Raw genomic sequence first — 26,587 nt, 5'->3', positions numbered from 1 at the left:
AAGGTAGGGATCATGCGCGATTTGGATGAAACGCTTCACTTACCGGTGGTGACACTGCCCGACGGCGATCTGGATGCCCTTGAACTGCTTTTAGGCGGCCTCATCAACGACGAGCTCAGCTACCCGATCGGCATGGTCGGCACGCTGATCAGTGCACCGGCTCACCCCGAACTCACCGGCGCACCGGGGGTGCTGCTGGCAGATCGTGATAGGACACCGCTGGCCCGGGCGCAGCTGGCACCGGAATCTGCTTCCTCCATTTCGTCGTCGAGGTTGCTGGCCGGCGGAGTATCCGCGTTGGCGCGCGCCGAGCATGGTCCCTTCCGCGGCAACCGCATTACCTCCCCTGTGCCCGGCACCCCAGTGGTCCTCCTCGATGGCGCCCCGACCCCCGTCCTGCTCGAGCGCATCAGGTCGTTCCGCAATACAGTGGCGTCGTCCATTCAGTTCGTCCTGATCACGACCAGCGCCGAATTCAGAAATCCGGACTTCGCCGGACTCCTTGCGGAGCTGGAAGCCGGTTCCCGGCTCGTGGGCGCTGTGAATCCGGGAATCCTGGTGGTTCCACCCGACATCCCCGCAGCCATCCCCCTGGCCCGGTTGCGTGCCAAGGTTCTCCTCGACGCACGGAACGGGGAATCACTCCACCGTGCCGACGCGGGAAAGGTTGTCCTACTCAGTGGTCTCTCCGGATCGGGAAAGTCAACGGTGGGACGGGAGCTGCTGGACCGGATCCGTACGATGGACCGGCATCGGGCCGTCCTGCTGGACGGGGACGACATCCGCCAGTTCCTTTCAAAGGGCCTGGGATTCAGCAGGGAAGACCGGGAAACCAATGTCGAACGCATCGGGTGGGTCGCAGCACGCGTCAGCGAGGCCGGTGGTGTTGCCATCTGCACCCCAATCGCCCCGTTCGAAGAGACCCGGGCCCGACTCAAGACCCTGGCTGAGGAAGCCGGCGGGTTCCTGTTAGTCCATGTCAGCACTCCACTGGAAATCTGCGAGCAGCGGGACCGCAAGGGCCTCTACGCGAAGGCCCGGGCCGGGCTGATCGGAGACTTCACCGGCATTTCAAGCCCCTATGAGACTCCGCTGGAACCGGACCTCACCATCGATACCACGCTGGTGCCGGTAGCCACAGCCGTCGACCTGATTATCGACAGGCTCTATCCAGGAGAACAGGCCGGTTCATAGCGGCCAAATTAACGGAATCAACGCTAGCGAGATGGCCCCGGTCAGTATGCTCATCGGCACGCCGATGCGCACGAAGTCCATGAACCGGTAACCACCGGGACTCATCACCATCAGGTTGGTTTGATAACCGATCGGGACAATGAACGAGGTCGATGCTGCGATCATGACAACGATGGCGAACGGCATGAAGTTCGCCCCCGACTGGTCGGCGACCCCCATCGCGATGGGGAACATCAGCACGGCGGCCGCGTTGTTGGTCAGCAGCTCGGTACACAGCATGGTGCTGACATAAACGCCAGCGAGCGCCGACCAGTGACCGCCGCCGATGCCCAGCAGACTGCTCGCGAGGGTACTTGCGGCACCCGTTTTTTCCATGGCGGTGCCCAGCGCAAAGGAGGCCGCTATGACGATGATGACCTGCATGTCGATATAGCGCCGAACCTTGCCAACCGCAAGACAGCCGGTGGCAAGCATTGCCCCTGCAGCGAGCAACGCAGCCACGATGACATCGACCAGCCCCAGGGCGTTCAACAGGATCATGACGGCCAGTATTGCGATGGCCATCGGGGCCTTCCTGAAGTTTGCTGGCGATTCGTCGTTGATGGGGCTGACGAGCATGAAGTCCCGGCGGAACCGGTACTGCTCAACGAAGTCCGTGCTGGTTTCCAGCAGCAGCGCATCCCCGACGCGCAGCTCGATGTCTCCGATCTTCCCGGTCTGCCGATTACCTCCACGTGATATGGACAGGACAACGGCCTGGTAGCGCGAGCGGAACCGCGATTCCCTGATCGCCTTCCCGAGCCCGGCGAAGTCCGGACCAATTACCACCTCCACAAGCCGGCGCTGGTAGTGGTTCACGTCGAGCTTTCCAACGTCTCCTGCGGACGGACTCAGACCTCGGGTCTTGCGAAGTTCGATGGCGCAGCGCGGGTCCCCGATGAACATCAGTTTGTCACCTGTGTTCAGGACAGTGTCGGGTCCGACGCCGGTGATCAGCTGGTCCTCGCGCTGGATTTCAGCGAGGTATCCATGGGTGAGGTTGCGCAGTCCCGCTGTTGCGATGCTCTTGCCCGGGATCGGACCGCTGGAATCGACAACAAATTCAACGGCATACTCACGGGCCGACTTCAGTTGCTCCAGGGCGCCTGCCCGGTTGGGCAGCAGCTTGTTTCCGAAGAGTACCAAAAACAATGCGCCTGCAATCATTAGCGGAACACCGATGGCGGAGATTTCGAAGATGGACATCGACACGTTGCGTTGGCTTTGGAGCAATCCGTCGACAACCAGGTTCGTGCTGGTGCCGATGAGTGTCGCAGTGCCGCCTAGGATCGCCATGTAGCTCAAAGGGATAAGCAGCTTCGATGCCGGGATACGCAGCCTTGCTGCCCAGTCCTGCACGGCTGGCATCATCATGGCCACCACAGTGGTGTTATTCAGGAAGGCGCTGAGCCCGCCGACGGGAAAGGTCAGTCGGGTGTAGGCTCCGCGGATCGATTTCGGTCGGCCCAGCAGGTTGTGGGCTATCCATTGCACAGCGCCGGTTTCATTGAGTCCCGCAGCAACCACATAAAGTACAGCTACTGTGATGACCCCCGGATTCGCGAATCCGATAAAAGCCTCGGCCGGTTTCAACACCCCGGTCAGCAAGAGCACCAAGACTGCCCCCATCAAGATGATGTCTGCCGACACCCGCGATACCGCGAGTGTCACGAGCACGGCGCCAATCGTGCACAGCGTTAGAACAGCTTCGATCCCCATGCTTTAGCCCCCATACGAATACCTAGACCCGTGGCCCACCCCAGATTGATCAAGATAATCACGATTCAGGGCCCATGTCTCTAGGTGTTTTGTGCTGCCGGCACGGGCGATGACATGACGTAGCTAATGTTCGGGAGCCGCGGCGTTAGCGGGCACCGGCGGTTCCACCCCGCCTCGGCGCTGGAAGCGTCCCCGATTCAGGGTCCCCCGGCCACCGTCCTGCCACTTTCGGCAAGTTCTTCTTCCAGTTTCCAGGGATCATCGGTAAAGACCCCGGCCACGCCCCGGTCCAGGTATTCCTGCAATGGCCCGGCCCGGTTCACCAGAAAAACCCAGATTTCCAGTCCGGCGTCCTTTAGCTCCTTGAAGTACGATGCTGGAAGATCCCGGGACACCGCCACGTGCCCGATGCCGTCGGCCTTGATCTGGGTGGGTACCGGCTGCCCGCCCTGGATCACCAGGACCGTCCGCAAACCCGCTGCAGCAAGTTCCTGGCATACCTCGTAGTCGGCTGATTGGACAATGACTGTGTCCTGAATGCCGCGGTCCAGAATCGAGGCAATGAACCCGGCCAGATCGGTAACCGGGCGCTTGAGCTCTGGCACCAAAACTGTTTTACCGCCATAGCGCTCTAGGATTTCATCCCATGTGGTGGGCGTTCCGAGCGACGTGCCGTCCTGAGATCGGATGGAGGCGCCACGCCATTGATCCGGGTTGATGCGATCCAGAGGTCCGGAAATCCCCTGCATGATCCGATCTGCCGTCGCATCGTGGCTGGGGACCAGTGTCCCATCAGACAGCCGCCTCAGGTCAAATTCAATCGGGTAGGCGGTCCCGGCCATGGCGGCGAATGCCTCGGCCGACGACTCGGGAAAGACACGCCACGCTCCCCGGTGGGCAATCAAGATCAGCCCGCCGGATGTCGATGTGGGGCCGTGGACCGGTGGGACCTTGCCCGTGGACACCTGTCCGCCGACACATCCAGCCATCATCATGCTGGCGATCATGGCCACGAGAACGACACGACAAGCCTGATGCCGATTTCTTTTCAAATCCGTACCCAAGATGCCCTCCCCAGAGGTCCGGTTCGTCCATGGAGCCGGCCGGCATGGAAACCCGTTCCATGCCGGCCGGACCTTCTAGCTGGTTACATCACTTGCATTGGATGCCATCCACCAACTGCCGTAACGCGGCGGCACCCTCAGTAAACGCTTGTCCACCGTCGGCGTTGCCGGTCTCTTCGGCAGCTGCCAAAGCGGTGCTCCAAGTCCGTTTCACCGCGTCGAAGCCCGGCGCATCGCTGCTCATCGAGGCGTCCCCTTGCAGGTCGTCAATGGCGTCCAACCAGTTCCGCATGGCTTCGACACCGGAGGACTTGACGTCGGCCTGAATTTCCTCAAGCCGGGTCTGGACGTAGGTGCATCCGGTGGTCTTGCCCTTGGGCCAATTGCTGGGCTTCGACTCCTCGAACTTCGTCACCGGAGCCGCTGTGGGAGGCACGGAGGCCGTCTTCCCCGGTCCGGTTGCCGATGGCGACGTTGCCGGTGTTTGGTTTGTCGCACCCGGATCCGTTTTCCCCGCGGCCGGGGTTTTCGCGGTCGCACTGGCCGGGGTTTTCGCGGTCGCACTGGCCGATTCAGGAGCCGTGGTGGCCCCCAGTGACTCGGGAACCTCCGCCGGTGCATCGGTTGTCAGCGGCGATGAGTCTGAGGCGTTGGCCGCAGGCCCCTGGTCGTTATTCAGGGATCCCACAAACATCCACACCAGTGCAGCTGCCACCACGATCCCCAGCGACAGGACCACAAACCGGGTCCTCCCGCTACCCGTTGCGTGGTTCCCGGGTTGGGGCTTGGGATTAGTTGTCATTGGAGCCGTCCCTTCAAGGTCACCGTCATAACCACCGTGCGTGCCGCGGCTGTGCCCAGAGTAGCGTTATATCCGCCAACCGGGCCAGCAGCAACGGGATCGCTGGTTTGCGCGATGGCCGAAATGATCCTCCCACCGCCGGTCCCCGCGGTGCTACCGCGTGTCACCAGTCCGGTGCCCAAGGTGAACTCGTTATCGATACTGCCCTTGTCGGCCCAGTATGCGATGGCCAATGAGCCCTTGCCATCGGATTGGGCGTTTGGTGTCGCTTTGGCGGTACCACCGGTTCGATTCAGTTCAATGGTTGAATCGGATACCCAGCCTGGGGCGATCCCACGGTAGGCGAGCAGATGCAGCGCGGTTTTCGCCGTGCCCGTCAGTGGCAAGGTCAGCGTTTTGCCACCGTCGTTGCCGGCCGCCGCCTTGGCGTACAGGAACGTCTGCGTACCGTCCAGGTTCAATGAATCAACCAAGGTCCAGCCCGTGACACCGGTGGGCGCCTGGGCCGTGACTGCCGTCGAGTTGACGGTTGCGAAGAGCAGCATTCCGTCGCCGTTGGCTACGGCGTCGGGAACGGCCAAGGCCGGTGCAGCACTTGAGCGGTTCGCCTCGGCTCCCACCACGAAGTCCAGTGGCGTCCCGGTTCCCGGGTCGGGAGCACTCACGGTGGCCGTCTTCGTCACGGTTGCCGAGTGCGCCCCGCTGTTATCCGCCACCGTCAGCGATACCGAGATCAGCCCGGGTGCCGCATAGGTGTGTGTGGCGGTCGGGCCGGTAGCTGTCGTTCCATCTCCGAAGTCCCACGCGTAGGAGGTCACTTGGCCATCGGGATCCGATGACGTTGAACCATCAACGCTGACCTTCAGATCGGCGACTCCCAGCGAGAATGCCGCCGTTGGTATTTCGTTGCTCGGTGCTGTCCCGCCCCCGTTTCCCGGGTTCAGGACGAGCGACCACATGGCGGTCCGGGCCGATGCCGTTCCCATCGTTGCCGTGGTTCCGGCGAACGTTCCGGTGGACATGGTGACGTGGTCGCTGGATACGGAGATCATGCGACCGCTTCCAGTGCCATCAGCCGAGTCCCTGAGTTCGTCGCCAGTGGGCGGAGTAATGGAATTGTCAATGCTTCCCTTATCCGCCCAGTAGCTCACAATCGTACTTCCAGGGACCGCGACCGTCACTGCAGGAGCCTGCTTCGTCGCCGAGCTGGAGCTGGTGACTTCCACGGCGGAGTCGGCGATCCAGTTCGTGGCTAGGCCACGGTAGACCATCAGACTCAATGATGTTTTGACTGTCGCGTCGGACGAGAGGGTCATTTGTTTCCCGGCATCGGAGGTCACAGCAACCTTGGTGTAGGCGCGGGTCCTGACCCCTCCAACGCTTTCATCCCCGAGCTTGGTCCATCCGGTAACCCCGGAGGGCTCGGTCAACGTTGCCGTCGTGGAATTGCTTGTCGTGAAAAGAACGAGCCCATCCCCCGCCTTCACCGTTTGCGGGACCGTCACCTTGGCTGCAGCGCTCGAGATGCTGGCCCCGACAGAGTCGACGAAGGTCAGAGTCTGCACCTCGGCGGCCTTGAAGGTCTTCGCCTTGGTGCCTGTTCCCTGACGATTGTCGGTGACGGTCAATGTGATGGTGAATGTCCCGTCAGCAGAGTATGTATGCGTGGCGGTCTTTCCCGTCTTCAGCGTTCCGTCGCCGAAATTCCATGCGTATCCGGTCAGTGTTCCATCCGAATCCGTCGAGGCCGAGGCATCAACTGAGACGGCTCGTCCCGTTCCGGAAACCTCGAAGTCTGCCACCGGCATGACGTTCGGGACTTCCACGACGGTCACCGAGAGCTTCTTGGTGGCTGTCGCTCCCCGGTTGTCCGTCACGGTCAGCGTGATCTCGTAGGTTCCCGGCTCTGCATAGTCATGGTTGGTGAATATCCCGTTCCCGGTACTCTGATCGCCAAAGTCCCAAGAATAGGAGACAACTGATCCGTCGGGGTCAGATGAAGCCGACGCGTCGACAGTGGCCCTGAGTCCGGCTTTCGATACGGTGAAATCGGCAACCGGGCTGTCGTTAGGAATGGCCTGGTTAGTACCCAAACGGTAGTGCTCTTGGACGCTTGCCGTACTGAGCGGGTAGCTGTAAACGGCGAACTCGTCAAGGGATCCGATGAACCAGGTCCGGTTGGTGCCCGACCAGGTGGTTTCCGCACCGGCCTTCCAGTAACCGGTGTAGTTCTCAGCGGTAGTGGCCGGATTATTGCCCACCAGGGAACCATCGACGTAGAGCATCATGCCCGCGTCACCCTGAGTTGCCACGACGTGGTGCCACTTGTTGTCGTTGTAGCTGGCCGTCGAAGTGGCCCGTGCCTCGGCTCCCGGATACGTACCGAAGACCAGTTGCCCGGAATTCAACAGGAAGATCTTTCGGTCGTGTTGGCTGGAAAGCTGGGAACGCTGGTTTCCGAAGGAGGCTATCGTGCCGCCTTCGGTACTCGTGGTCTTGAACCACGTTTCAATCGAGTACGGTCCCGGATTCGTCACACTGTTGACACTGGATATCCATCCGTAGGTCGACGACGTGTTGCCGTTGAATGTCACTGCCGGGTTCGTGACTCCGGTCAACGCGCCAGTGGTTCCCCGGTTCACGGTCCGGAAGTACGTACCGTCATTCGAGCTTCCGCTGGCGTCCACCGCGGTGGTTCCGCTCAGGTCGGACAGCCTCCAATAGAGATCTGGAGCATCGTTGAAGACCTTGGCACCATAAGCATCGTCGGGTGCAACGGGACCGCCGGGGATACTAGCCCCGATGCGGATCAGGCGGCTTGCTTCACCCGTCTTGCCGGTACTCGTCGTCACTTTCAGGGTGACCGTATAGGTTCCCGGAGCGGCGTAGGTGTGTTGGGCCAACCGGCCGATTCCCGTCGAGCTATCCCCAAAGTCCCAGTTGTATCCGGTGATGGTCCCGGTCGTCGTGGTGGCGTCAGACGCATCAAACCCTGCACTAGTCCCGGTGACCGTGGTACTGAATGCGACGTTCGGGTTGTCCTGAACCACCTGGGTCGGCGCCGTATTGGCTGCCTGCACAAAGACGTCCCGGGATATCCAGTTCACGCCGTCGATTTGCGGGCCAGAAACAACGGAGGCGGTATTCAACTTGATGTATCCCGCGGCTGCGTCCCAATCCCAACGGGTGAGCTTGCCGGTGTTGTCGGCAACATACAAGTCGTTTCCGGAGAGGAACATGGACTGGGTCCTGCTCCAGTTAATCGCCGCTCCGTTTGCCTTTGCTGTATACCGTTCCGCGCCGGTGATCTGGCTTTCACTGTTGAAATAGCGGTAGTACAGGGTATTGGACCCGGTAAGCGTGAAGTACATCCGTGCCGTCGTCGGATCAAAGAACATAGACGTCATGGTCTTGAGCTCATTGGCGAAGTCGGTCAAACGATTGATTTCGACGACTGCAGCCGTGCCAAAGGTCGTTCCGTTAAAGCTCTGCTGCATGAGTGTTCCATCGGTCCTGGCCGTGTAGAGGATCCCATCCACCATGAATGCAGCTCGGACACCGGTCCAGTCGATTCCCGTGTCGATTTCCTGCGACGAGGCGACACCTGCCGATGACAGCTGGCGCTTTACCAGTACGGCGTTGTTGCTGGTTTCCGTCGAGCCAATGGAAAACACCGGGTTGTTGGTGTTGCCGACATTGTCGTGTGGGAACTGCTTTCCTCCGGCCAGTGGCAAATAGGCCATGCGTCCGCGGTATTGGTAGCCCGAGATCCTATCGGTGTCGCTACCAATCCACAGACCGTTATCGTCGGCCAGGAGCTGGTATACCCCATAGCCGCGGGTCCGTCCGGGATTCCAGCTGAACGGCATGCCGTTACGGATATCTACGGCGGCCAGGCCCTCTCGAGACACTGCACCTGGACCCTCACGGTCGCCCGCAAACGGATTATTCAACCAGCGCTGATGACCGCCGAGGTAGATGACCTTGTCGGTAATGGCTACCTTGGTGAGGGTGTCGCCGCCGGTGTAGTCGACCCAGTGCGGCTGTATGGCGCTTCCGGTGGCCGATGATTCAAATCTGGCGGCCGTATCACACAGCGTTCCGCCGAAGTAGGCCCCCGTGGTGACCACGACGAAGAACTTGCCGTCCGGCGAGAACTCGACATCGCGCATGTAACTGTCAAAGGACGCAGAGCAGGCCGGCGCATAACGTTCGGTGGACCAGTTCGAGGTTGTTGCAGTTGGACCGCTCAGGTCTAGAAGGACAATTTGTTTGTGGTCCTCGCCGTTGACCTTCAAGAAGTTTCCAATGCCGATGAGTTTCGACCCGTCCGGGCTGACATCCATCCGGTACAGGTTCAACGATCCCTTGCGGGGTTGTTCGAAGAGCACATTCACGTCGTTGTTCAATGCGCCGGTCGTTGGATTCAGTGCTGCCAGCAAGGTCCGGGGGGTGCTTCCGACTTTCGTGAAGCGCCCACTGACGTACAGGAGGTTATTGCGTAACACGATCTGTGTCACCCGGCCGTCGAAGGCAGGCGGGTTGAACGCGGTAACCTTGGCGCCGGATGCCCCGTTGAGCTTCGCTACGGAACGCGTCGTTGTTCCATTGACCTGGCTGAACCCTCCACCGATCCAAACGGTGGTTCCATCACCCGTGGGCTGGATATCGGTAATTTCCCCGTTGACCTCCGGGGTAAAGGTGGTGTTAATGACGCCAGTACTCGTGTTGAAGGAGAATATGTTGTTCCGGGCGATCGTCGGCGTGTTGGTACCCGGATTCCGTACCTGGGTGAAGTTGCCGACGGCAATGGTATTGGCGCCGATCTTAACGAATCCGGTGACATACCCATCCAAGACATGCGGCGTGTTCGAGCTGGGATTGGTGCTGACGATGTTGGCATGGTTGCCCAGTTCCACCGCCGTCGCGGGCGGTGGCGCCAGGACCGTAAAGATCATCGCCACGGACATAGCAAACACTGCCGCCGGTGATTTAAGCCGACTGCCCATGAGCTGTTTTCTGGACTTCATGGATCCATTCCTTCCCAAGAAACTTCCACATTCCCCAATTTTTGCCCGGCCTTGAACCCGCAGACAGGCAACTAATAGGTGTCAGTATCCGTGATGAAACCAAACGGAAACAGCCCCTTGGCCACAATCAAGTACTCATGCCGAAAGTAGAGTAGTTGCCGTGACGCGACACCCTGGATCCACGTATTTCCCGCCGGAACATCTGCTTCAGCCGATGCCCGGAGCAGGGCTTGAGCCAGCCGCGACAGAGTATTCAGAGCCAGCAGATCGGAACCGCTGTGCCTATTCCTGCAGCCACGACCTCGCCCAGGGGAATGCCGCCGGCACGGAAACCAAAAACCACGAACGCCGATGTTGCATGGAGCTCTAGAAAAACGCCCCGGTTTGGGACCTGGAGCGACTCTTGAAATGGCCCCCGTCACTGGCTAGGCTCTGGAACATTAAGGAAGTCCTCATCGAGTGATACTCCTGCACTAAGTGCGCGCAAGACCTAGGTACTTGGGGGGCCCGGTTCGTGCAGATGAAAGTCATTGAGAGCGGTACTGCTTCACAGAACCACGCCCTCCCCGGTCCCACGGGCCGTTCAAGGAAGCACCTGCCGCTCACGCTGCTCCTCTTGGGCTTCCCGCTCTGGTGGTTCTTGGGACTCAGCGCCATCTTGCCCGTTGTGATTGCGGTCCCGTTGGCCATACAGCTTTCCCGCAAGAAGAACCTCGTCGTTCCCAAGGGCTTCGGTTGGTGGCTGCTCTTCCTCATCTGGGTCTTGGCCAGCTCGTTCCTCCTGTGGGCCGACGCCCCGGGAGCCGTGCCAGGCGGCGGGCTGAGCCGAATCATGGTGTACGGCTACCGGCTGTCCTGGTATCTGAGCTGCACTGTTGTCTTGCTCTGGATCATCAATTCCAAGAAGCGTGATGTCTCGGACACCAGAGTCGTCCGCCTGATCGGCTGGATGTTCGTCGTCACCGTGGCCGGCGGACTACTCGGGATGATCCTCCCTAAATTCGAGGTCACATCGCTCGTGGAGATGATCCTGCCGCGATCACTCAGCTCCAACGGCTTTGTGAACTCGATCGTCCACCCTGCCGCGGCCAACCTCACGACGTTCCTGGGCCGTGATGAGTACCGACCGATAGCACCTTTCGCCTTCGCCAACAGCTGGGGAAGCAACTTGTCGATGTACCTCCCCTTCTTCGTTCTGGGGTGGTTCACCGCCGACGCCGGGTGGCGTAGATTCGTTGGCCCCGTGGTACTGGTCCTGGCCGTTCCCCCGATCGTGTATTCCATGAACCGGGGGTTGTGGGCATCGCTGGGGTTGGGGCTGGTCATTCTCATCGGATACCTGCTGATACGTGGGCACCGCAAACATCGGCTACGCATCGTCGTTGCACTTGTCTGCGCCGTAACCATCGGGTCGGTGGCCTTCGCCATGAGCCCGCTCGCCGGAACAGCGACCGAACGCCTCGATACGGCACACAGCAATGACAGGCGTGCCCAGCTCTTGGCCCAAACGGTGCTCAGCACGGCACAAGGTTCACCAATCGTCGGGTTCGGCAGCACCCGCGACGTCCAAGGCAGCTTTGCTTCGATCGCGGGTGGCGGAACCCCCGATTGTCCCGCCTGCGGCGTTCCTCCGCTAGGGACCCAAGGACATCTCTGGCTTGTCATATTCTCTCAGGGACTTTTGGGCGCCGTTTTCTTCCTCTTGTTCTTCGTCCGTCAAGCATTTCAGTTTTGCCGGGTCCGTTCACGGATCCAGCTGGTGGGAATGACGCTATTGGCATTCTTTGCCGTTCAAATGTTCATCTACGACACTCTTGGAATGCCTCTTTTCACCATCATGATCGGTGTTGGCCTCATGTGGAGGGAGGCCCTGGACTCCGGATCCGCAAAGGGGGTGGGACTCGCCTCGTATTTTCCACGGACGGGAAAACAGGTGCTGGTCCTTGCCGCGGCTCTCGTGCTTGGCGCCGTCGCAGGTGGCGCAGTTGCGACAGCTCGCCCGGCTGTATACGCCGCGGAGACATCCCTTCTCTTGGCGCCGACGCCGCTGTATCTTTCCGGACTTTCAACTACTCCCGCCGCCCAAAGCATCACCGTCGACACCGAAGCAGCACTGGTCTTGAGCGAGAGTTCCCTTGCCAAGGTACAACAGGCCCATCCTGAGCTGAGCGTTGCCGAGATCAGGTCGAGGGTGAATATTTCAGCAACTCCGAATACGCGGATCCTGCATATCCGCTACCGGGATGAGAATCCGGACAGGGCCCGAGGAATCACTGCCCTCATAGCCTCCCAGTACCTCACTGTCAGGGGAGATTACCTGCTCCAGCGTCGGGACCAGGTTCTCAACGACCTGCAAAACCAGCTCATCGACCTCGAGTCGCTCACCCCTGTCGCTGAAGGCCTGCAGCAACCGGAGGCAACTACCGCACTTGGACTTCAGGACTCCATCATCGACCTCACTGTGAGCGATACGAGCGCCGGGGAAGTGCTAAGTGAGGTGAGTTCGGCCCGTATCCGAAATCAGCCAGAAGTACTTATTGTTTCCCTGGGCCTCATCGGATTCTTGGCGGCCCTGGTTGTGGAGCGCGTTATGGTGCGTCGATCGGGGCGGCCCGTGGCTTAGTTTCAAATATTCCTTCCATCTTATTGCGGGGCATTCCAAGAGGAGTAGCAAATGGAAAACGACGTTGACGATCAACGGCTAAACAAGACCTACGTGGAAATCTACACAAGATGGGTGATCGATCCGCTGGCCGTACCCACCGCCCGCTGGCTCTCCCGTTTTGGTTGGGTCACTCCCAACAGGATCACCGCTGTCTCAGGGATTACCGGGCTCGGCGCCGCACTGTGCCTCTTCACGGGATTGCTTCCGTTGGGCGGGGCCCTGTTCCTCATACGGTTCTTTATCGACTGTCTAGATGGAAAGGTCGCCAGGGCGCAGGGTACAAGTAGTGAGCGCGGGGCAGCACTCGACCTTGTCATGGACGTCAGCGGTATCCTGCTCTGCTCCGCTGCACTGTCATGGCACTTGGTAGTGGTCTCCGTCCTGTCCCCCGCAATAGGGTTCGGACTTCTGGTGGCCCTCGGGATCTTCAACTGGTTGCTGCAATACCGCAAACAGCTAGCCGAACGCCATGCCCAGGGAACCGGCGGCGCCAATCGTGCCTGGTCCACCGACCTTCCGCTCATCGGATCATACGTCCGGTGGAGCAAGAAGATGCAAATGAATCCCGTTCCGTACACGGTGGAGATGGAAACCCTTGCCTTGGGGGTCCTTCCCCTGTTTTCCAACGACCGGTTGGCCGCAGTGGGGATCACCGTCGCACTTGTCTTCTATTCACTGGCTTGCGTCGTCAATTTCCGCCGTGTCTGGCGCATTGCCGGAGAAGCCGATCACACACGAACCATTAGGGGAGAAAAATGACCGAACAAATGTCCGGACCGATCAGGTCCGTTGTATCATCACCCGAGCCGGCTCTGGTCAGTGTCGTCATTGCAACACACAACAGACCCGAGCTTTTGCGTCTGGCCATCGCCGGAGTCATGGATCAAGACTATGCCGGGCCCATCGAATGTATCGTCGTGTTCGACAAGACTGAGCCCGACCAAACCCTTGAGGTATCCGGGGACAGACGTCGCCTCCGGGTCGTTTCCAATCGGCGCACTCCCGGCCTTGCCGGGGCAAGGAACAGTGGCATCGTCGAATCCGCAGGAGAATATGTTGCCTTCTGTGACGACGATGACATTTGGATGCCCACCAAGCTCAGCGTCCAGGTGGGCCTGCTCTCCGTGGGATCCGCCCTGACAGCGGTCAGTGGCATCGTCATCGACTACGGAAAGCACTCGACCGTCAGGGTACCGAAGTCCGATGACCTGACCCTCAAGAACCTAGTTCGGCGGCGGGTCATGGAGGCCCACCCCTCATCGGTCATCGTCAAGAGGGATGCCCTGATGGGACCGATTGGGCTGATGGACGAAGATCTTCCCGGGAGCTATGGGGAGGATTTTGACTGGATCCTGCGTGCCGTCCAGATCGGTTCGATTGCCGTTGCCACCGAGCCGCTGGTTCGGGTCAGGTGGGGCGGGTCGCAATTCTCCCAGCGCTGGGACATCATCATCGACGCCATTGACTACGGGTTGGAAAAGCACGCAGTGCTGAGCCTTGATCCCAAGGGGCATGCCCGGTTGCTGGGCCGACGCTCGTTTGCGGCTGCCGCCATGGGGCGGAGGAAAGAAGCATTACATGGCGCCATTCAGACACTCCGGCTTTCGGTTCTCGAACGACGCGCTTATCTGGCGGTAGCTGTTGCCTTGCACCTGGTTTCGGCTGCACGTCTGCTGCGCTGGGCCCATCAGCGCGGACGTGGCATCTGAATCAACATGTCACGTCCGCGCTGGGCACATCAGCGCGGACGTGACATCTGGGTCCATCTGTCACCACCTCTAACGCGAGGAGACGTTCCTACCCTTAGAACCACGGCCCCGGATCAGGCCTTCAACGAGGCCGGCAAGCCTCATCGCACTGTCTGCGGGTGCAGGAAAGTCTGCATCCGCTATCACTTCTGGGCGGCTGCCATCCATCGCCGTATCGAAGGCAGCCAACAAATCGCCGGCGGACCTGATGGGGGTGATGAGGCCGCGTTTGGCCATATGCGCAGCAAACCGCTGCTGATGACCGTCAACATGCTCACCAAAGCTCGGATCACGCGGCATGACCATCGGGATCTTACCGCTGCGCAGGACCTCGACAATCGTCGACGGGCCACCGTGGCTCACGATGATATCTGCCAAGCCCAGCTGGCTTTCGATCCCGGCCCGGTCCAGATAGGCGGATCCCTGAGCAGTTTCTGGTCGGGTTGAGGTTCCGTACTGAATCATGCAGGTGATCTGAAGGTTGGTTTCCAGTGCCGACTTGAACCACGCATCTACTGATTCAACGAGCCGATTAAAGGGATGGTGGTCGGTACCAACAAAGGCCACCACATGAATCGGTCCCCGCCACAGAGTCACAGGAGTGGTCCAATCACCGTGGCACCGGGGTAGCAGGCAAGCTGCTCCTCCCACTGCACACAGAACAACGACGAGATGGGCCGGCAGAGTCTCCCGGTCAACGTCCGGGAATCCACCCGGTCATAAACCTCGACATAGACCCTGGGTATGCGCAACAGCCAGGCAGTCACGAAAAATGGAAGGGCAACCCCGGCGCCGGTACTGACCACGACATCGGGCCGGTCGCGCACCAGCACCTTGACGGCAAGAGCGAAATTCCGCAGCGCATTCCAGACGTTTCTGGTCGTTGGATGATAGGCCCAAATCACCGTTTCACCGTCAAGGGCGGATATCGCATCCGGTGTGTCGAAAGTGACCCAAGACCTTTCATGCTGCTTCCACCAATCCGACATGCTCACCATCTGTGCGAGATGGCCGCCACTTGAACCAACGAATAATAGTGTCGACATCTGCCTAGGCTACCCATAACGGAGGAATCCGGACAGAGCACGAATCTTTCCCGCGAAAGTTCCACTTCATGACAGGTAGTAGCGGTATATTGCTCTCAAGGTCAGGGACAGGATCACCTGTCGGATTACCAATGGGGTGCAGGTCTTGGGTGTAAAAAACGATCAGAGTTCGCGCATGGCATTGCTTCTTATGGTGTCAAAGCGACTCTGGATAATTACCGCGGTGCTCGCGTTGGCGGGCGCATCGGCCGGGTTCCTTGCTGGGCGCCATGCCCCGCAGGATCACAGCGCTTCAGCGACGATTCTGATCAGTCCGCTCGAGGGCAACGCCTTCTATCCGAGTTCCCGAGGCGAGCAACTAATCAACCTCACCACAGAGGCCCAGGTTCTGAAATCCGATGCGGTAGCCGATCTGGTGATCAAGAAAACCGGGGCGAGCAGCACACCGGCGGCTCTGCTGCAGGGCCTGAGCACGACTGTCCCGCCCAACACTCAGCTCATTGGAATCAGCTACGAGCACCGAAACCAGGCAACCGCCCTGGAGCGTGCTCAGGCCTTTGCCGACTCCTTCCTAGATTTCAGAAGCATTCGTGCCAGGTCCTACCTCGATGGGCAGATTTCCGGCATCCAGACAGAGACAAAGCAGCTGACCGAGCAGATGGCGGAGCTGACCAAACAACTGAAAGCTTCGGGCACAAGCGCCGTAGACAAGACGGTTCTCGAAGCTCGACTAAACGCCGGAGCAGGTCAGCTCGCTGCGCTCGGTGCCAGGGAGAGCGCTCTGGCCACCACGCGGATCGACCCCGGTCAGGTGATCACTCCTGCTAGCTTGGATCAGGCACCGATCATTGGGACACCGGAAATTTTTGGCATTGCGGGCCTTGTCGGAGGTCTGGCAGTGGCTGCTGCATTAATGCTTTTCTCGGCACGGGGTCGGCGCGTAGTCAAAAGGAAGGGCGAGCTGGAGGTTTTCAGCGCCAACTGTAAGGCACTTACACCCACGAGCATGCCTGTCTCTCGGGGAGCTTCCAGCGCCACACGTTCACGGTCGGCCCAGGCCGCCGACTTCGTCGCTTTCAGGTCCCAGCTGCTTGCTCTCATGCAGGGCGGTGGCAAGCGCGTGGCCTTGGTGGCATCCGCTGGCCCGCAATCCGAATCACCCCGATGCGCCGCGGCACTGGCGGAGGCCCTGTCCACAGCCAGAATCCAAACACTGATCCTGGACACCACGGGGAAAACCGACATCCACGGCGGACCCGCAACCGGGGCCCCCGGCCTGGGAGAGATCCTCGATGGCACCATGACCTTGTTCGACGTCGCCCAAGCTGTGGGACCCTTCTTGAAGATCCTGGGACCGGGAAAGTTTTCCCGGGACAGCGAGGAAGGCATCCCCACTCAACGGCTTAATGAGTTACTGGCCGATTTCAAGCGCACCGTCGATGTCGTCGTGGTCTTGACTAACGATTTGTCCCAGCCATTGGCCCAATCCCTGGTGGCTTCGGTCCCGACGGTCCTGATGGAGGTTGAGTTGGGTTCAACCCGTCATGTTGAAATCAGGGCAGCCCAGTACATCTGCTCCGGACTCGCCGCGGAACTCATCGGCCTGCTCGTGATTGACCCCAGCCGGCCGCATCGGAGCCCCCTGCTTCCCTCGGAGCCAGCACCGGACAAGTTCCCCATGGAAGAAACCGCATCCGGCAATGGGGTATTCCATGGCAAGAATGCCTAGTACCAGGGAATCGCCTCTACATTCACACCTTTCCGGAATTGCCCGCAGCGGGACACTCAACATGCTCGGGGCAGCGATCGCAGCGGTGCTTAACTTCGTCCTGATTGTCGTGGTCACCCAGTCCTTCGATCCCACCACCGCCGGCATGTTGTTTTCCGCGACATCGATCTTCCTCATCGCCCTCAGCGTTTCCTCATTGGGCACGGATGCGGGATTAGCCCGGTTCCTCCTCCGCTTCAAATCCATGAACCGGCAGGCTGACATGGGCCCGGTAGTGCGGATCGCGCGGATCCCGGTTCTGATCTGCAGCCTGCTTTTGGCCTTGCTAGGGATCATCTTCGCGCCCACGATCAGTTCACTGACCGGCTTGGGGAACAATTCCGGCACGACGTTGACTATCGTCTTGATGGCACTGTTGCCCATCGCGGCCCTCGGTGACTTCAGCCTGGCCGCTGCCCGTGCCTTGGGAACGTTCAAGAGCACCGTGTTGTCCGAGAAGCTGCTCAGGCCCGTTCTTCAACCGGCAGGCGCACTTCTGGTGGCCCTGTTCAGTGGCGGGGTGCTCTGGCTGGCGACGAGCTGGGCAATTCCCTACGTACTTTCAGCATTTCTATCGGTCTTCCTGTTCCATCAGGTGTTCCGTCCCTATCGGCAAGTTCCCATGGACGTCATTCCGACTCCGGTGCCTGAGCTTCGGCACGAATTCTGGACCTTCACCTGGCCTCGCGCCGTGGCCCGTATTTCACAGGCGATCATCCAGCGTGCCGACATCATCTTGGTGGCAGCCCTCATTGGACCGGCCCAAGCTGCCGTCTACACGGCAGCCACCAGATTCGTTGCCCTGGGACAATTCGGTGTCAACGCCATCCAGCAGGTACTTCAACCGCGTTTCAGCCAGATACTTGCCCTGGAAACCGCTGCAACGGCTGAACGTGTTTTCAAAGTAGCCACGTCTTGGAACATGGCTGTCGCGTGGCCGCTATACGTCGTTGCCATCATCGGGGTCAATCACTATCTGATGATCTTTGGGAACGGGTATGACAATCCCTCGGCCCGAACCGTCGTCCTGGTTATGGGATTAGCCATGATGTTCGCGACGGCTGCCGGCCCGCTGGACACCATGCTCCTGATGGCGGGAAAGAGCACGGTCAGCCTGTGGATTTCGTTGATTGGCCTAGCCTTCAACATTGGATTGTGCTTAGTTTTCATCCCGGCCTTCCAGATCCTAGGGGCTGCGATGGCCTGGGCGGTGGCCATCGCCGTGCGCAACACCCTCACCTTCCTCAGCGTCCGCACCCTGCTCGGCATCACTCCCTGGAGCCGCGGCGCCCTGCTGGTATCGGTTTCCGCCATCACTAGCTTCGCCATTCCGTTGGCCCCCGTCGCCCTGAGCGGAACCGATGAGCTGCTTCCGTTTTTCCTGGCTTTCGCCGTTGGGTGCCTCTGCTACCTCGGCTTCCTGTGGCTGTGCCGCCGTCCACTGGAGTTGTCTTCCTTCAGGGACCTCCGACCACGTTCCGCTTCCCGTCAAGTCTGAAGGAGACATCAAGCCATGTGCCCCAGTGCCATGTTCGAAAGCTGGCGCGGACGCTATGCCGATAGTCCGAAAGCCGTCTCGGAACAACTAGCCCTCAGGAGCCCGGACATCAAGCAATACTGGGTGGCGTCCGATGGCGCCGCGCTTCCGGACTACTGTCTTCCACTGCGGCGGCATTCTCCAGCCTACTTCTTGCAGCTCCTACGCAGCGATTACCTCTTCACCAACGACATCGTGACCAAGCACCTAGTCAAGGGAAGAAATGTCAGGTACATACAGTCATGGCACGGGACGCCCCTAAAGCGGATCGGATTCGACGAAACCCAGGCAACCTACTCCGGAGCAGCAAAGCACCGTCAGCGGATGATCAGGGACGTTTCCAAATGGGACTACCTGGTATCGCCCAGTCCGGAGTGTTCATCACTCTTCCGTTCCGCGTTCAGATACGAAGGGGAAATCCTGGAAACAGGATATCCCCGCAATGACATCCTGAATTCGGATTCGTCCTCCGCCCTGCGTAAGACAGTACGCGGGGCGCTGGGCATCTTGCCGGGTGAACACGTCGTCCTCTATGCCCCGACTTGGCGCGATGACAGCAAGGCAGAGAATGGAAGGTTTCAGGACACCAGCAATATCAACTATGAGCGCCTTGCCACTTATACTCCCGAGGGCACAGTGTTCCTGTCCCGAATGCACTCCGTGGTCGAAGCACACCGGCCGAAGGGCCCTTCCGGCCACCTCAAGGTCCTTGATGTCAGCGGCTATCCTGACATCGCCGAGTTGTATCTGGCCGCCGATGTCTTGGTTTCGGACTATTCCTCGGCCATCTACGACTTTGCCGTGACCGGAAAACCCATTATCCTCTACGCGTACGACCTATTGGAATACAGCACTTCGGTCAGGGGGCTCTACTTCGACTACGCGGAGTGGGCCCCCGGGCCGATCGTAACCTCGTTAGAAGAGCTGGGGTCGGCCATTAGTAACTCCGAGCTTTTTCGGGTGACATTGCAACCGCGTTACCGTTCCTTCCAGCAACGGTTCTGTCCCTGGGAGGATGGCAAGGCCACCCAACGACTGCTCGATGCCTTGTTATCCTAGGCTCCCGGACCCATCACTCGCGGCGCCAGGAGGGCTTCCTTCCCATGAGCACTGCCAGATCATTGTCGGGTGCTTCATAGTATGCCCGCAGCCGTTTGCGGAGTTCCGGATCCATCGGCGACCTGGGCTGCGCGTTCTCCGCCGGAATCTGCTCAGGAATCCAGTTGTTGAGCCCGAGCCAGGCCTGGAGGCGTTGGAACTCCGCCGAGGGGTCCCCGAAGAAGTCGTCGGCGTCCATGAGATAAAGTCCGTCGTCGCCGACGGCTCCCCTGATCCGCCGGATCTGCTCGGCGTACCTTCCCCGGCACAGGTACGCATGGTGTCTGTGATGGAAGCTCTGATAATCCGGTTCCACCGAGAGACGCTCCACCTCGCCTTCAAGACGTGAATCCTCAAGCTCTATCGCCGGTTCGAATTCCTCGGTCTCGAAACCTCGCACGAATTCATGCCGGTGCGCCGAATAGGCCCGTTCGACCGGGTCCCTCAGCATCATCACGAGTTTTACCCCGGGCAGGTCGTTCGCGATCCGATCGGCGGCCAACGGGTGGAATGCGTAGTAGCCGCTGCTTTCGAAGACCTGGGGCGCCTGCGGCCTCGTGGCCAGCCTAGCCGTCGCCGAAAGCGGGAAATGACCCTGATACCATGCCTGGCCCTTGGCATAGTTGAGGTCAAAGTAGCCGATGCCCTTGGACGCCGTCGGCCTGACCACATCGGGATGGGCGGATAACAGACGGTAAAGCGAGGTGGTGCCGCTGCGCTGGGCCCCGATGATGATGAATCCGGGCAGCATCCGGGCCGGGGCTGTCATCGTCCCGAACCGTTGGATCCCAGCCCGGATCCCGTCTTGCACACCGCCCGGAAGGACCTTTTTGGCGGTCCCCGTCAGCGAACGCAATCCTGACTTAGTCACGCATTACTCCTTCACCATAGTTTCCAGTGCTTCAATGAGTGCCATGGCCTTGAGCTCGACCGCCGGAACGTGCAGGCTCTGCCCGCCCAGCAAGTAGCGCGCGGCAAGTTCGCCCAAATAGGCCAGAGGCACCACCGAAGAGGTGGTGCCAGGTGTTCTCGCCCCGTCAATGACTGCTCGTGCGCTTAGTCCCGCATGCCGCAGGTGCCGGTGCAGGGAGTAGTGGATTTCGTCGAAGCCCACCGGGACACCGGTTGAGAACCGTTCCCAATCCCAGACCTGCAGCTTTCCCTTGCTCACTGACATGTTCCAGGGGGTCCAGTCGCCATGGGTCATGCCGAACTCCACCGGCAGTTCGCCGAACTTCCTGGACAACGTTTCAATGGCCCGGGAAAGTCGGTGGAAGGGCTTCGAATCCGGAGGCCCTGCATTCACCGCCAGCTCAAGTTCCACGAACCAAGAACTGTTTGCCAACGGCATGGAGGTTGTGGAATAGGCGGATTGCAGTTCCTCCTGCACGTCATTTCGAAGCCGTTCCAGACCCCTGGCTGCGGATACCGGCGAAGTGGAGAGCCCCGACATGATCAGGAGGCTACCCTCCTTCCAAGGACCACGATGGATCACTCGAGGAAGGATCAGTGACTTCCAGGTCCTATCGTTGAGTTCCTCGAGCGCCAGGCCTTCCCGGTCGACCAGTCCGGAGGTAAACGCGTTGGTTCCGACCTTGGCGAACCCCAGGCTCCGCCCCCTTGGCGAGAACACCTGCAAAATCGGCTTTCGGTTCGCACGCAGCGTACCCACCCCCATGCTGATTTGCACCTGCTCCCCGAAAATCCCCGAAAGGTGCTCAACGATGCCCTGAGAGGTTCCGCTTCCCGGAACCAAAGAATGTGAAGCAAGCGGCGACCGGGCACCCCAGAGCCCGAACAGCGTCGCTGCGGCGACACGCTGCAGTTTCTGCCGCCCGGTAAGGTCGGCGCTGAATCGGCGCAGTGCCGCCGCCGAGGCACGCCTCGATCCGGTCGGGACGATGAGGATGGCCTTCTCGATGCTCGGCACCACGGCGAATCCGACGGCCTTGGCGCCGGGACGGTTCCGAGCCAGCTGGATATCGCCTTCGAATCCGAGATCCAGCAGGGCAGCAGAAAGGGCGGCCACCGGCGCATCTCCCAGGGGAACGTGAACGTTCGCTTGCGAGTCTGGCACGGGACCGCCCTTCAGACGTTGCTACTTGATCTTTGCTGAGGTCTTCAAGACTTCGGCGAACTGCTTAGTTTTCACCGAGTCAGTGATGGCCCAAGTAGTGATCGAGTTGTGCGGGGTATTGAAGTAGGTCATTCCGATCCCACCTCGGCTGATGAGTTCATCATAGGTGCGCTTCATCCATTGTGGGTCTTTTTTGGAGGCGGAATCATTAATTCCTGTCTCCGCCAGCGCCCAGCGGACACCATGCTTCTTCGAAAACGCCTCGAACTGCTTGAAGTAGCTTTCGTCCATATTGGTGGAGCCCAGCGTCTTGCCGTTCTTGACGATGTCCTGACTGTTGTAGACGTCATAGCCGACGATGTCCACGAGACCGTCACCTGGCCAGGTGTTCTCCAGCGAGTACTCGGCATTGCCGTAGAGCTGGTTCCATCCGGTGAGGATCATGGTGAACGCGACATTGTCGGAGTTCTTTTTGACGATTGGCGACAGGTGCTTCTGCATGGCAACCCAGTCCTTGATCGGAGCATCGCCTTCGGGCTCGTGGTGGAAAGCAAGCCAGACCGGGCCGTTCAGCGCGTCGAGCTTAGCCACGAGGTCCTTTGCCCAGGCATCGCCCTTGCCGGCTGCCATATCCTTCCAAGAGTACGGAAGCTTGAAACTGATCCAAGGAATACGCTTGTTGGCGATATCGGTCTTGGCTATGCTGACGGCCTTGTCAACCTGCGTCGCGCTGTAGAACGTCCGACGGACGCCAAGATTTCCACCTGCTTCCTTTTCAAAAGCCGCAGGATCCGTGTTGCTGCCAACCGAGGCCCCGAAGTAGGCCCCCTTGGACGGAATGCCCAGCTTGGAGAATGTTCCACCGTTGTTCAGGCTGGCTGCAGCCCCAATGCCTGGGGTGTCTGCATCTGGGCCAACGGGCGCCACGGGAGCACCGCCTCCGCTGACGAGGCTGACGTCATCGATGAACAGTGAGTTCGTCGAAGCCACGTCATAGCCCAAGACGTTCAGATCGAAGTCGGCCCCGGCCTGGGTGTTCTTGAAGTCGAAGCTGACCTTCGTCCAGTTCGTGTTGCTCAGGGTGAAGTACTTCTGGTGCTTCACGGTCTTGGCCTTGGTGACTTCACGGACCCGCAGGTGGCCGCTGACTCCGGCGGTCTTGGCCTTGACCCACGCCGAGACGGTGTAGGAGCTGCCAGCCGATGCGGAAGCCACAGTTGGCTTCACATCGTTCAGTACCACGGTGCCCTTGCCCGAGCTCATCGAAAGTGCGGCTCCGGAGCCGGAGTGGCCGGCCGCTACCAGCTTCAGTGTCTGGTTGGAGGCGTTGGTTCGCCAGCCGTCCGTGTTCGTCGTGAACGATCCGTTTTTAACATTCTGCTCCGCGGCGGTAGCTGTCGGCAGCCCGCACAGGGGTGAAATCGGCGAAAGGCCTACAACGACGAGCCCAGCAACGAGCGCAGATGGGATCAGTCGGGCGGCCAGTCGCTTTCGTTTCGTCGCTGGCTGGTTCACATCAGTGGTGAGGGAAGACAAGCAAATTCTCCAAAAATAGTCTGAGGGGGCATTTGTCCGGTTGGTGGAAATTGCCGGGGCACAATGAAAAACTCTACAGAAGCCACCCCCTATAGACAACGTTTGCATAACGAATTTGAGGGTTTCACGATGCAAGGTTCCCAGCGCTCGACTCGCAACTACGCTTCGGTCCTCGGTGCGCTTAACCCATACATGGTTGTCAGCTCGGAGGGTCGGATAATTCGTTCCTTACAGCCTTCGCACTGGATTCTTCAAGATAAATTGTCATGAGATCCTGCTCACAACCACTACGCGATGCATCTACACCGCGCCTTTCAACCAGCCTTGACGATATGGACGAGCACCTCCGCGATCCGGTCCTGGATCAATGCGGGGAAGCCGGCTGGCAACCGCCATCATCTAGCCCGACTGAGCCAACGTATGCACGCGGCAACTCGGCCGAGGCACATTCAACCGGCTGCTACCGGCCGCGGCCAGCCGCTAGCACCCTCTGGGGACGGGGTCGAGCGACCGACCGGCGGCAGAATTCAGAACCCAGGGGCCACTGCGTTAGCCGAGCGTTATCGGGGTACCGACGTCAATCGCTGCCAGCGCAGCCTCTGCCGCGACCCAGGCCAGCATCGCGCATTTGACCCGTGCCGGGAACTTGGAGACTCCGGCAAACGCTGCGGCGTCTCCCAGGATTTCTTCGTTACCTTCGCGGGTTCCCCGAGACCGCAGGAGCACACGCAATTCGGTCAGGACCTCGAGGAACTCCCCGCGGTCCATGTCCCGCACCATTTCGGCCAAGATCGACGCGGAAGCCATCGAAATCGAGCAGCCGTCACCCTCCCAGCTCACGGCATGGACGGCGATTCCCTCGACGTCGACGCGGAGCCGAATCTGGTCCCCGCACACCGGATTATGCTGATGCGATTCACCCGACTTGTGGCCGGGTACCGCTTCGAGCAGGCCCTCACCGACGCGTCGCTTGGCATGGTCGAGAAGGATCTGCTGGTACATCTGTTCCAGGCCGCTCATGGGCTCACTCCAAAGAAATTGCGGACCCCATCGACTGCGTTGAGCAGGGCATCTACATCGTCCGTTGTGTTGTACAGGTAGGTGCTGGCCCGGGTACTGGCCTTGACGCCCAGCGCCCGGTGCAATGGTTGTGCGCAATGGTGGCCCACGCGCACCGCCACGCCCCGGCTGTCCAGGAACTGCCCGACATCGTGCGGGTGGACCCCGGCGATCTCGAAGGTCGCCGTACCGATGCGTTCGATGCCAGATCCGGGGCCCAACAGCCTGACCCCCCCAATCGAACGGAGCCCTTCGTCCATGCGCGCGCCCAGTGCCGCCTCCCATCCGGCGATACGGTCCATACCGACCTCTTCGAGGTAGGAGACGGCGGTGGCCAAAGCGATGACCTGGGAGATGCGCTGGGTTCCGGCTTCAAAGCGGACCGGTGCCGGCAGGAACTCCGCCCGTTCCATCGTTACCGTGGTGATCATGGATCCACCGGTCAGGAACGGGGGCATGGCATCCAGGAGTTCGCGGCGCCCATACAATCCGCCGATGCCGGTGGGGCCGAGCATCTTGTGGCCTGAAAACGCCATGAAGTCGACGCCCAGGGCCTTCACGTTGATGGGCAGATGCGGTACCGACTGGCAGCCGTCGAGCACACTCAGGGCGTCAACGGTCCGTGCCAGGGCGATAAGCGTGGCAATGTCGGTAATGGTGCCCAGCACGTTTGAGACATGGGTGAAGGCCACGATCCGGGTGCGTGGACCGATGATTTCCGATGCGAGGTCCATGCGCAGCGCACCAGTGGAATCCACCGGAATGTACCTGAGCGTGGCCCCGGTTCGGAAGGCCAGCTCCTGCCACGGGATGAGGTTTGCGTGGTGCTCGAGTTCGGTCACGACGATTTCGTCACCCGCACCGAGCGCGAAGCGCCTGGCTGGTTCTCCGCCCCGGCCCTGGCTTGCATTGGAGAAGGAGTAGGCGAGCAGGTTTATCGCCTCGGTCGCATTGGAGGTCCAGACGAGCTCGTCTTCGCCGGCCCCGATGAAGCGGGCCACAGTGGCCCGGGACTCCTCGTAAAGTTCAGTGGCATCCACTGCTAGAGAATGAGCCCCCCGGTGCACGGCTGAATTCACCGTTTCGTAGAAGTGCTGCTCGGATTCGTAGACACAGCTGGGCTTCTGGGACGTGGCACCCGAATCCAGATAGACCAGGGGAACCCCGTTGACCTTGCGATCCAAGATCGGGAAATCGGCGCGCAGCCGCGACACTTCCACGTTGTCAAGTGGGGAGGGAAGCTGCTGTAGATCTGATCGCGGGGTGCTGCTCACGGAGGGCCTTCCTAGATCGCGGGTGCCGCGCAATGGAGTCCGGGGTTCGGCCTGTTCATGCTCACCTCGCGCATCGGAGCCCATCACCTGAAATTACGGCAGTAAAGACTTTGCTAATTATTCCACGATCCGGAGGCAGCTTCACCCCAGTCGCACCTAACTAGCCAACCTGGCATGGATTACCAAAAGGACCGGTAGCAGGCTGGTTACGGCCCAGTCTCTGAGGCCGCATGCTACTGGCCCCGTAGCTGGGGCCAAGGGCTGGCATTAATCCAGCGTCAGGAATTTTCGCCGGGAGGATCCCATCGAGTCCATCGCAGGAGCGTCCCCGGGGAAGTAGACCGGGCTATGCTCCGTGGAATTTCAGCTGTGCCGTGTCCAGCCCCTGGGTCACCAAAAGTTCAACTGCATCGGCAGCGGCGTCGATCAAGAAGGGCAGTTCCCTCTTCTCGTCCTTACCGAAATCCTTCAGGACGTAGTCGGCGGTGTCCATTCGTCCAGGAGGACGCCCGACCCCGGCGCGGATCCTGTAGTAATCCTTGGTCCCCATGGCTTTCGAGATATCCCGAAGCCCGTTGTGCCCACCCTCGCCGCCACCGACCTTGATCTTCACGGTGTCGAAGGGGATGTCAATTTCGTCGTGGACGGCAATCAGGTGGCCTGAATCGATCCCGTAAAACTTCGCCAACCCGGCCACCGGTCCACCGGAAAGGTTCATGTAGGTCATAGGTTTGGCCAGAACCACGCGGGGTCCCCCGATGCCGAGACGCCCCTCGAGCACTTGGGCACGCGTCTTGTGGGTCTTGAATTTCCCACCTATGCGTCCCGCCAGCTCGTCGAGGACCATTTGCCCGATATTGTGCCTGTTGTGCGCGTAGCCGGGCCCGGGATTCCCGAGCCCGGCTACGAGCCAGGTTTCGCTAGTCATGCG

At 60.2% G+C, this 26,587-nt stretch carries 19 protein-coding genes; 7 read left to right on the top strand and 12 right to left on the bottom strand.

Annotated elements, in window-relative coordinates; all coding sequences use genetic code 11:
* Window positions 1-12: 12 nt before the first annotated feature.
* A complete protein-coding gene (gene cysC / locus E9229_RS10675; RefSeq protein WP_183511188.1) occupies window positions 13-1,194 on the top strand; it encodes an adenylyl-sulfate kinase in 1,182 nt (393 codons plus the stop codon).
* Here cysC and E9229_RS10670 read toward each other — a convergent pair.
* The 4 genes from E9229_RS10670 to E9229_RS10655 all read right to left on the bottom strand — a co-directional run bounded on the left by E9229_RS10670 (window position 1,189) and on the right by E9229_RS10655 (window position 9,848).
* Window positions 1,189-2,952: an SLC13 family permease gene (locus E9229_RS10670; protein ID WP_183511187.1), complete on the bottom strand. Its 1,764-nt coding sequence runs from the start codon at window positions 2,950-2,952 to the stop codon at window positions 1,189-1,191. The two genes, cysC and E9229_RS10670, sit on opposite strands and share 6 nt — an antisense overlap.
* Window positions 2,953-3,149: 197 nt before the next feature.
* Window positions 3,150-3,947: a glycerophosphodiester phosphodiesterase gene (locus E9229_RS10665; RefSeq protein ID WP_183511186.1), complete on the bottom strand. Its 798-nt coding sequence runs from the start codon at window positions 3,945-3,947 to the stop codon at window positions 3,150-3,152.
* 157 nt (window positions 3,948-4,104) lie between these two features.
* The gene (locus E9229_RS10660; RefSeq protein ID WP_183511185.1) at window positions 4,105-4,818 is read right to left on the bottom strand and encodes a hypothetical protein; all 714 of its coding nucleotides are present in this window, start codon (window positions 4,816-4,818) and stop codon (window positions 4,105-4,107) included.
* Window positions 4,815-9,848, bottom strand: a complete 5,034-nt coding sequence (locus tag E9229_RS10655) for a PKD domain-containing protein (protein WP_183511184.1) — start codon at window positions 9,846-9,848, stop codon at window positions 4,815-4,817. Before E9229_RS10655 ends, E9229_RS10660 begins: the two co-directional genes overlap by 4 nt.
* 520 nt (window positions 9,849-10,368) lie before the next feature.
* Here E9229_RS10655 and E9229_RS10650 point away from each other — a divergent pair.
* Genes E9229_RS10650 through E9229_RS10640 form a run of 3 tightly spaced genes read left to right on the top strand, consistent with a single transcriptional unit; the run spans window position 10,369 to window position 14,222 of the window.
* The gene (locus E9229_RS10650; RefSeq protein ID WP_183511183.1) at window positions 10,369-12,471 is read left to right on the top strand and encodes a hypothetical protein; all 2,103 of its coding nucleotides are present in this window, start codon (window positions 10,369-10,371) and stop codon (window positions 12,469-12,471) included.
* 51 nt (window positions 12,472-12,522) lie between these two features.
* Window positions 12,523-13,272 carry a CDP-alcohol phosphatidyltransferase family protein gene (locus tag E9229_RS10645; protein WP_183511182.1) on the top strand — a complete coding sequence of 250 codons (750 nt, stop codon included), beginning with the start codon at window positions 12,523-12,525 and terminating at the stop codon, window positions 13,270-13,272.
* Complete coding sequence (locus E9229_RS10640; RefSeq protein ID WP_183511181.1) at window positions 13,269-14,222, top strand: glycosyltransferase family 2 protein; 954 nt, start codon at window positions 13,269-13,271, stop codon at window positions 14,220-14,222. Before E9229_RS10645 ends, E9229_RS10640 begins: the two co-directional genes overlap by 4 nt.
* Before the next feature lie 69 nt (window positions 14,223-14,291).
* On the opposite strand, the gene E9229_RS10635 is transcribed toward E9229_RS10640, so the two are convergent.
* A complete protein-coding gene (locus E9229_RS10635; RefSeq protein WP_183511180.1) occupies window positions 14,292-14,858 on the bottom strand; it encodes a glycosyltransferase in 567 nt (188 codons plus the stop codon).
* On the bottom strand, window positions 14,855-15,307 hold the full coding sequence (pssD, locus tag E9229_RS10630) for a PssD/Cps14F family polysaccharide biosynthesis glycosyltransferase (RefSeq protein WP_183511179.1): 453 nt from the start codon (window positions 15,305-15,307) through the stop codon (window positions 14,855-14,857). The genes E9229_RS10635 and pssD overlap by 4 nt, the downstream gene beginning before the upstream one ends.
* Window positions 15,308-15,482: 175 nt before the next feature.
* Between pssD and E9229_RS10625 the strand changes: the two genes are divergently transcribed.
* The 3 genes from E9229_RS10625 to E9229_RS10615 are packed head-to-tail and all read left to right on the top strand — an operon-like array spanning window position 15,483 to window position 19,671.
* Window positions 15,483-17,036, top strand: a complete 1,554-nt coding sequence (locus E9229_RS10625; protein WP_183511178.1) for a Wzz/FepE/Etk N-terminal domain-containing protein — start codon at window positions 15,483-15,485, stop codon at window positions 17,034-17,036.
* Window positions 17,008-18,573 (top strand): oligosaccharide flippase family protein, encoded by a 1,566-nt coding sequence (locus tag E9229_RS10620; protein WP_312855667.1) that lies wholly within the window; start codon window positions 17,008-17,010, stop codon window positions 18,571-18,573. The genes E9229_RS10625 and E9229_RS10620 overlap by 29 nt, the downstream gene beginning before the upstream one ends.
* Window positions 18,574-18,588: 15 nt before the next feature.
* On the top strand, window positions 18,589-19,671 hold the full coding sequence (locus E9229_RS10615) for a CDP-glycerol glycerophosphotransferase family protein (protein WP_183511175.1): 1,083 nt from the start codon (window positions 18,589-18,591) through the stop codon (window positions 19,669-19,671).
* A 13-nt stretch (window positions 19,672-19,684) separates the two neighbouring features.
* Here E9229_RS10615 and E9229_RS10610 read toward each other — a convergent pair whose 3' ends face one another.
* From E9229_RS10610 to pth, 6 genes are all read right to left on the bottom strand, one after another.
* On the bottom strand, window positions 19,685-20,581 hold the full coding sequence (locus tag E9229_RS10610; protein ID WP_221184433.1) for a sulfotransferase family protein: 897 nt from the start codon (window positions 20,579-20,581) through the stop codon (window positions 19,685-19,687).
* A gap of 3 nt (window positions 20,582-20,584) precedes the next feature.
* The gene (locus E9229_RS10605; protein ID WP_183511174.1) at window positions 20,585-21,739 is read right to left on the bottom strand and encodes a hypothetical protein; all 1,155 of its coding nucleotides are present in this window, start codon (window positions 21,737-21,739) and stop codon (window positions 20,585-20,587) included.
* A gap of 69 nt (window positions 21,740-21,808) precedes the next feature.
* Complete coding sequence (locus tag E9229_RS10600) at window positions 21,809-23,458, bottom strand: carbohydrate binding domain-containing protein (protein WP_246380469.1); 1,650 nt, start codon at window positions 23,456-23,458, stop codon at window positions 21,809-21,811.
* Between the two features lie 414 nt (window positions 23,459-23,872).
* A complete protein-coding gene (gene sufU, locus E9229_RS10595) occupies window positions 23,873-24,343 on the bottom strand; it encodes a Fe-S cluster assembly sulfur transfer protein SufU (RefSeq protein WP_183511173.1) in 471 nt (156 codons plus the stop codon).
* Window positions 24,340-25,656, bottom strand: a complete 1,317-nt coding sequence (locus tag E9229_RS10590; RefSeq protein ID WP_312855666.1) for a SufS family cysteine desulfurase — start codon at window positions 25,654-25,656, stop codon at window positions 24,340-24,342. Before E9229_RS10590 ends, sufU begins: the two co-directional genes overlap by 4 nt.
* A 346-nt stretch (window positions 25,657-26,002) precedes the next feature.
* Window positions 26,003-26,584: an aminoacyl-tRNA hydrolase gene (gene pth, locus E9229_RS10585; protein WP_183511172.1), complete on the bottom strand. Its 582-nt coding sequence runs from the start codon at window positions 26,582-26,584 to the stop codon at window positions 26,003-26,005.
* Between the last annotated feature and the right edge of the window lie 3 nt (window positions 26,585-26,587).

Source organism: Paeniglutamicibacter cryotolerans, assembly GCF_014190875.1.
GTDB classification, from domain to species: Bacteria; Actinomycetota; Actinomycetes; order Actinomycetales; family Micrococcaceae; genus Paeniglutamicibacter; species Paeniglutamicibacter cryotolerans.
Note: the sequence above shows the minus strand (reverse complement) of the source record. Positions and strands in the feature narration are given on the sequence as shown.